At 58.4% G+C, this 7,177-nt stretch carries 6 protein-coding genes; 3 read left to right on the forward strand and 3 right to left on the reverse strand.

Going from position 1 to position 7,177, the window contains the following annotated elements; all coding sequences use genetic code 11:
* Nucleotides 1–98 precede the first annotated feature (98 nt).
* On the forward strand, nucleotides 99–1,940 hold the full coding sequence (typA, locus tag AC3RLQ_RS07900) for a translational GTPase TypA (protein ID WP_422316255.1): 1,842 nt from the start codon (nucleotides 99–101) through the stop codon (nucleotides 1,938–1,940).
* Between the two features lie 442 nt (nucleotides 1,941–2,382).
* On the opposite strand, the gene AC3RLQ_RS07905 is transcribed toward typA, so the two are convergent.
* Entirely contained in the window at nucleotides 2,383–3,612 is a 1,230-nt protein-coding gene (locus AC3RLQ_RS07905; RefSeq protein ID WP_493030338.1) for an IS481 family transposase, read from the reverse strand.
* A 234-nt stretch (nucleotides 3,613–3,846) separates the two neighbouring features.
* Here AC3RLQ_RS07905 and AC3RLQ_RS07910 point away from each other — a divergent pair, with 234 nt between their 5' ends.
* Together AC3RLQ_RS07910 and AC3RLQ_RS07915 are read left to right on the forward strand one after the other, a co-directional pair.
* Nucleotides 3,847–4,587 carry an IS5 family transposase gene (locus AC3RLQ_RS07910; RefSeq protein WP_493031932.1) on the forward strand — a complete coding sequence of 247 codons (741 nt, stop codon included), beginning with the start codon at nucleotides 3,847–3,849 and terminating at the stop codon, nucleotides 4,585–4,587.
* 100 nt (nucleotides 4,588–4,687) lie between these two features.
* A complete protein-coding gene (locus AC3RLQ_RS07915) occupies nucleotides 4,688–5,440 on the forward strand; it encodes an IS5 family transposase (protein WP_493035946.1) in 753 nt (250 codons plus the stop codon).
* Between the two features lie 21 nt (nucleotides 5,441–5,461).
* On the opposite strand, the gene AC3RLQ_RS07920 is transcribed toward AC3RLQ_RS07915, so the two are convergent.
* Nucleotides 5,462–6,076, reverse strand: a complete 615-nt coding sequence (locus tag AC3RLQ_RS07920; RefSeq protein ID WP_493035948.1) for an RDD family protein — start codon at nucleotides 6,074–6,076, stop codon at nucleotides 5,462–5,464.
* Between the two features lie 153 nt (nucleotides 6,077–6,229).
* Complete coding sequence (locus AC3RLQ_RS07925) at nucleotides 6,230–7,132, reverse strand: DUF4159 domain-containing protein (protein WP_493035950.1); 903 nt, start codon at nucleotides 7,130–7,132, stop codon at nucleotides 6,230–6,232.
* Nucleotides 7,133–7,177: the final 45 nt, after the last annotated feature.

Here is a 7,177-nt window from a genome sequence, read left to right on the forward strand (position 1 = left end):
CCCGGTCTTTCAAAAGCGACAAAACGGGTGCAGCGAAGTGGTTGCCTATGGCTCTGGGGCTGCTATTCTCTCGACCCCCCCTTCCCTCAAAACTGCCCATGACCCCTGATAAAATTCGCAACATCGCCATCATTGCCCACGTCGATCACGGCAAAACCACGCTCGTTGACGGCCTGCTGCGCTCCAGTGGCAATTTCCGCGAAAACCAAGCCATCGCTGAACGCGCGATGGATTCCATGGATCTCGAAAAAGAAAAAGGCATCACCATCAAGGCGAAGAACACTTCCGTTCACTGGAACGACCACATCATCAACATCGTCGATACTCCCGGCCATGCCGACTTCGGCGGCGAAGTGGAGCGCGTGATGAAGATGGTGGACGGCGTGATGCTCGTGGTGGACGCCTATGACGGCCCGCAGGCGCAGACGCGTTTCGTGTTGAAGAAGGCGCTGGAGCAGGGCATCAAGCCCATCGTGCTCATCAACAAGATGGACCGCCCGAACATCGAGCCGAAGAAAGTTCATGACAAGGTTCTCGAACTGTTCCTTGAGCTGGACGCCACGGAAGAGCAGTTTAATGCGGCCTTCCTCTACGGCAGCGCACGCGCCGGCTGGGTGACGGATTCCCCAACAGGCGAGCAGCATGACATGACCTTCCTGCTGGGCAAGATCGTGGAGCACATCCCGGCGCCGAAGGCGGAAGTCGAAGGCAGCTTTGAAATGCTGGTCTCGAACATCGACTGGGACAATTTCGTGGGCCGTGTGGCCATCGGCAAAGTGACCCGCGGCAGCGTGAAGCTGGGCGATCGCGTTTACCTCCTCGGCAAGACGCCGGAAGAAAAGGCCAAGCTGGTCAAGGTGACCAAGGTCTTCCAATACACCACGCTGACCACCAGTGACTCCGTGGAAGGCACCGCTGGCGACATCGTGGGCATCTCAGGCTTTGAAGACGTGGACATCGGCCAGACCGTGGCCGGATCCCCTGACGCCCCCGCCCTGCCTTTCGTGGCCATCGATCCTCCGACCATCGTCATGCAGTTCGCGGTGAATGACGGCCCGCTGGCCGGACGCGAAGGCGAACACGTGACCTCCCGCAAGATCCGCGACCGCCTGGACCGCGAGCAAAAGATGAACGTGACGATCAGCGTCAAGGACACCGACACCGCCGGCATTTTTGATGTCAGCGCGCGTGGTGCGATGCAGATCGCCGTGCTTGTTGAGCAGATGCGCCGTGAAGGCTTCGAAGTGCTGGTCTCACGCCCGATGGTGATCATGAAGCGCATCAACGATGTGCTGTGCGAGCCGTTTGAAACTTTGTTCCTTGACGTGCCGGATGAATACCTCGGCCCGATCATGAAGTGCATCAACGAGCGCAAAGGCAAGCTGGAGGACATGAGCGCCCACGCCGGACGCACCACCCTGCAGGCCGTGGTGCCGACTCGTGGCCTGATCGGCTTTGAGTTTGAATTGATGAACCTTTCCAGTGGTCACGGCATTCACAGCCATCTCTTCAAGGAGTACGCCCCGCATGCCGGACCGATGCAGACTCGCTCCACGGGCACTCTCGTCAGCACCGAAGGCGGCGAAGCCACCAGCTACGCTCTGGATACGATCCAGATCCGCGGCAAGCTCTTCATCGGCCCGGGTGAGCTCGTCTATGACGGCATGCTCATCGGTGAAAACCCACGTGCAGACGACCTGCCGGTGAACCCGACGCGCAGCAAGAACCTGACGAACTTCCGTGAAGCCGGCGGCACCAAGGCCATCGCGCTTTCACCACCAGTCCGTTTCAGCCTCGAGCGCGCCATCGAGTACATCGCCCCCGATGAACTCGCCGAGTGCACACCGAAGAGCATCCGCCTGCGCAAGCGCATCCTCGACAGCAGCCAGCGTCAGCGCGAGAAGAAGAAGAGCGAAGCCCAGCTCGAAGGCGCGGCGTAACCGCCCGCTGACAGCAGAGCAAACCACCTCTGAAGCCCGACCGACCTTCGTGTCCGTCGGGCTTTTTTGCGTTTAGAGCATTTTAAATAATTATGTGTTCTATAAATCCAGGGCGCCAAAAGCGGCTCTCCCTCTCCCCGTCCATGACATACGACGACACCGAATATTTCTCTTCGGGGAGAGGGTCGGGGTGAGGGGGACGACTGGCACTCTTCGCCTGCATGGGATGCCCCTCACCCTTACCTCTCCCCAAAGGACGTCTTGGACGTTTGTGCACTCGGGCACAAGGGTTACATTTTCTCCCAGGCACATAGGTGACACTTTTTTATGGCTGGGGCGGCTCATCCAAGCGCATGCAGCACCTTGTTTTTGTGAGCCTGCGCGCAGGGTGGCTTTCCGAGCGAGGCCTCAGCCGAGCCGGGAAGACGCCCGTAGCGCAGGCTCACAAAACACCGCCCCTCCCATCCTCGGCTTCACGTGGCTTGGCCCCAGCCTGTTTTGGCAGATTTTTATGCCCTTTGACCTTCATGGTGCGCTCATCAAAAACGCCCAGCTCAAGGTCTTGGAACCACACTGCCCAGCGCCCGTCTCCCACCGGCTCCAGCCCCACATCTTCGCCGCTGAGCACCTGTGTGAGATGCACCTCATGGCCGCTCCACTTGATCGTGCCTCCTGGCTTCACTTTGCGCCGGTGCCACTCCTCAGGGAACTCCCGCGCATCAGGCAGTCGCTGAGGATACTCAAGGCTCGATGGCCTGTAGTGTTCCGCAGGTGTGGTCTGGCCCAGCGCCTCGTGCGGGCGCTCGTGGTTGTACTCGCGGCGGAACTCGTCAAAGCAGCGCTGCTGCGCCTTGAGCGTTCGTGCTGGCGGTGATGCGGTGTGCTGTTCCAGCGTGCGATGAAAGCGCTCGTGCCGTCCGTTTTGCTGCGGCTTGCCCGGCTCGATGCGCTCCAACCTGATGCCCAGCCGCAACCACCACACGCTCAGTGCGCTGAGCCCGCCGAGCGTGCGGCTGGCAAAGGGCGGCCCGTTGTCCGAGCGTATCGCGCACGGCATCCCATGTTCCCGGAACGCGCTGATCATGATGGGCTGCACCAGCGGCCCTCCGGTCTTGCTGCCCAGGCACTGGCAGCGCAGAAGGTAACGGCTGCTGGCATCGGTGAGCGTCAGTGGACTGCACTTGCTGCCATCGCCCGTGCGGAACCATCCCTTGAAGTCCACGCACCACACCTCGTTGGGTGCACGTGCATGCCCCAGCGGCTGGCTGCTGGGCACTGCGCTGGCATGCGCGCGTCGCTTGATCGAATTGGACAGCCCATGCCTGCGCAAGATGTCGCTGACCGTGCTCTCCGCAGGATGCGGCCCCACTTCAGACTCGCGCTGCAGCCGTGCCAGAAGCTTTGGCGCGCCCCAGTGTGGCCAGCGAGCCTTGAGCCGCAGGATATGCTCGACGACCTCCAACTCCGTGGCGTTGGGATGGTGATGCGGTGCGCTGGATCGCTCCTGCAATCCCTCCGCTCCTGCCTGCTCGTAGCGAGCGATCCACTTGTAGACGGACTTGCGGCTCACGCCGTATCGCCGGGCCAGCTCCGCTGGCCCATAGCCGCCGCTCAAATACTCGCCGATCATCTTCAACCGTTCCTTCATCTCGTTTGTTTGGTTCCAGGGCATCAGTCACCCTGTCACCCATGTCCCCGGGAGAAAGTGTCACCAACGTGCCCGGAACATACCCATTGCCCTGCCATCGGTGGGGAGAGGGGATTCGCTTTTATGCCAGCGCAAAGTTATGAGCCGAGAAGGCTATAATATATTTTAAAATGCTCTAGGCGGTGTTTGAAAACCCTCGATTGCCCAAGGAAAGCATTTGTGGCATGAGAGAAAACCGATGAAAACACAACGCTTTGCATGGTGGGAGCCGCTCAAAAAGCGACTCAAAAAAATGGTGCTTTGAACATTGGCGGCCGTCCGCGAGCGTCGCTGGATCTTGTTCTTGAAGGCTTGTTTTACCGGCTGCGCAACGCGGGTCCTTGGCGTGACCTGCCCGAATGTTTTGGTCCTTGGCGCACCATCTATGGCTGGCATCGGCAGTGGGCGCGCGAAGGTCTCTGGAAGCGCATGCTCACCATGGTCTCCCGCAAAACCAGGAACCGCATCAGGCTTGTGGATGGCACGCATGTGGTGGTTCATCAGTGTGCTGCAAATCCTGCAGGTGGCGCAGACAAGCAGGCCATGGGCAAAACGCGAGGAGGCCGCAATACCAAGATCATGGCCCTTACTGATGGGCGGGGGCTTGCAGTGAACCTGCTGCTCATCGCAGGACAGGCCTATGAAGGGCACCATGTTCTGCCGCTGCTGGGAAACCCTGCAGGGCTGTGCGTGGTTGGCGACAAAGGCTTCGACAGTGACAAGCTACGTCAGCAGCTTCAACTGCTCGGGGCAACCCATTGCATTCCACGCAGAGCCAGATGTGGAATCCAGCGCAAGGTCAGCCGTAAACTTTACCGACAGCGCTATCGCATTGAGAACTACTTCTGCCGTCTGAAGCGCTGGGCTTGTGCCAGCACTCGGCGAGACAAACTCGCCGCACATTTCCTCTCGCTCATCGAGTTTGCTGCCGTCATCGACTGGCTTCAATACGGCCGATGAGGGTTTTCAAACACCGCCTAGGCGGTGTTTGAAAACCCTCGATTGCCCAAGGAAAGCATTTGTGGCATGAGAGAAAACCGATGAAAACACAACGCTTTGCATGGTGGGAGCCGCTCAAAAAGCGACTCAAAAAAATGGTGCTTTGAACATTGGCGGCCGTCCGCGAGCGTCGCTGGATCTTGTTCTTGAAGGCTTGTTTTACCGGCTGCGCAACGCGGGTCCTTGGCGTGACCTGCCCGAATGTTTTGGTCCTTGGCGCACCATCTATGGCTGGCATCGGCAGTGGGCGCGCGAAGGTCTCTGGAAGCGCATGCTCACCATGGTCTCCCGCAAAACCAGGAACCGCATCAGGCTTGTGGATGGCACGCATGTGGTGGTTCATCAGTGTGCTGCAAATCCTGCAGGTGGCGCAGACAAGCAGGCCATGGGCAAAACGCGAGGAGGCCGCAATACCAAGATCATGGCCCTTACTGATGGGCGGGGGCTTGCAGTGAACCTGCTGCTCATCGCAGGACAGGCCTATGAAGGGCACCATGTTCTGCCGCTGCTGGGAAACCCTGCAGGGCTGTGCGTGGTTGGCGACAAAGGCTTCGACAGTGACAAGCTACGTCAGCAGCTTCAACTGCTCGGGGCAACCCATTGCATTCCACGCAGAGCCAGATGTGGAATCCAGCGCAAGGTCAGCCGTAAACTTTACCGACAGCGCTATCGCATTGAGAACTACTTCTGCCGTCATCGACTGGCTTCAATACGGCCGATGAGGGTTTTCAAACACCGCCTAGGTGGCGTGGTTGACGTATCGCTAACGCGGCGACGGCACATTGCTATTCGCCGGCATTCTGAGAGCATGTAATGCGTAACAAGCTCCCAGTGCTCATGCGCCGTGGCTTATCACGGGTATGGCGCGCAGATCGACGACGCGGGTGCTGGTCCATTTATCATGCCAGCCCGAGCCTACGCCGTAACCAAAGCTTCCAAAAAATGAAAGCGCCTCAAATGGCAGAAGCCGGATGAAACTGCGAAGCATTGCACTGCGGATGGTTAGCTTTGCTCCTGACAAAGTGACTACTTTTGTTCCGGTGATCAGCTTGCCGAACGACCTGCCAAAAAAACCTTCGCAACAAGTGTAATACCCAAAGAACAGAAGATAGACGATAACCGTTTGCTGAAATTCGCCGGCATTGGCGAACAACTCTTCACTATTTATGCGATATCCCATTTCCTCGATCACAGCCAGCACGAAGAAGAGCACGAAAACAACGCCAAGCACCGCGATAAAATCGAGGAACGAGTTGAGAAAGCGTTTCCCCAGACCTGCGTTCGGCGCCTCTACGAAAGCGGCAGACGCACAGGTTTCCAGATTGGATTTAGGCGCGGCGTAGGGATTAACATTTTCTGGATTCATTCTAAAAAGGTTAATACAACCCAGAACAGAGTCTAACAAAACACCATTCCGAAATGCCCCTTCGTTAAGGCGGATGTTTGCCATTCCAACAGGCCTGCCGCTTAAGCGTGAAGAAATGAAGCATGCTGGTATTTAGTGCCACATAGGGCGAAGCCGGAGCCGGTTAAAAACCGGCGCTCCCAGCACAGAAAGCCTGCGCGCAGATTTGAGGACAGCAACAGTTCATCCATTCCATCCTCAATGCGTCAGCGCGTAGAAGATAATGTTAATCCCCAGCGGGTACGCATACTTCTCAGAAAATTCGCGGAAGTACCAGGGATCGCTGCCTTCCTGCTCCCAGCCTTCGCCGGTGTCGGTGTTCCAGCAGATGACCATCATGAGGCGGCGTTTGTCGTCGAAGTAGCCGCGATAGTGGACGTGCTCGGAGCCGGGCTTGTCGAACTCATACGTGATGCCCTGGTTGATCACATACTCGGCGAAGCGGATGTGCGGGATCTGCGGCTTCACCTTGATGGGGAAGACCATGTGGAAGATTTCGTGCTCCAGCGGGATCTCCTCCATTTTGCGGTCGGGGAAGATTTGCTTGAGGGCGACTTCGAAGTTGTCCCACTCACGCGTGCCCCAGAAATCGTCGACCATGATGAAGCCGCCGTTGAGCATGTACTCGCGCATGGTCTTGGCTTCGTCATCGGTGATGTCGATGTCGCCAACCTCGATCATGTAGAGGAAGGGGAAGTGGCGAAACTGCTCGGGATCGATGTCGACAATGGCCCCGTTCGGATTCACCTGCAGCGAGGTGAGCTGCTGGAGGCGGTAGGACATGTTCATGTCGGAATCGGGATAGTCCGTGGACCATTTGCGATTTCCCCTGCCCCAGCCGCGCCCGCCATGGCTCATCGAATTGTAGCGGATGCGGGCAAAGGTGAAGGTGTCGTTGGGCAGTTCTTTGTTCACCGGCCATGTGGGGTAGCCCTCCTCCTGGCCGCGACGGGTGTCGCGCGGATCTTCGGGCACGCTGCCATCCTTGACGCCGAACTGGGTGGGACGCCCGCCTTCCCTGCCCTGCTCCACCGCCCAGACGACACAGCCCAGCAAAGCTAGGGTGAGGAGAAGAACGGGGGTGGCTCGAGGTTTTCGCATGAGTCTGATAACGTGGCTCGTCGCTGACTCCTGCGCACTTCTTTT

The sequence above is a fragment of the Prosthecobacter sp. GW821-HT29F12 genome, assembly GCF_058803405.1.

What these genes read in the sequence shown, in the direction of transcription:
- typA (WP_422316255.1), top strand. Translation starts at nt 99, where the DNA reads ATGACCCCTGATAAAATTCGCAACATCGCCATCATTGCCCACGTCGAT.
- AC3RLQ_RS07905 (WP_493030338.1), bottom strand. Translation starts at nt 3,612, where the DNA reads ATGCCCTGGAACCAAACAAACGAGATGAAGGAACGGTTGAAGATGATC.
- AC3RLQ_RS07910 (WP_493031932.1), top strand. Translation starts at nt 3,847, where the DNA reads ATGGTGGGAGCCGCTCAAAAAGCGACTCAAAAAAATGGTGCTTTGAAC.
- AC3RLQ_RS07915 (WP_493035946.1), top strand. Translation starts at nt 4,688, where the DNA reads ATGGTGGGAGCCGCTCAAAAAGCGACTCAAAAAAATGGTGCTTTGAAC.
- AC3RLQ_RS07920 (WP_493035948.1), bottom strand. Translation starts at nt 6,076, where the DNA reads ATGGCAAACATCCGCCTTAACGAAGGGGCATTTCGGAATGGTGTTTTG.
- AC3RLQ_RS07925 (WP_493035950.1), bottom strand. Translation starts at nt 7,132, where the DNA reads ATGCGAAAACCTCGAGCCACCCCCGTTCTTCTCCTCACCCTAGCTTTG.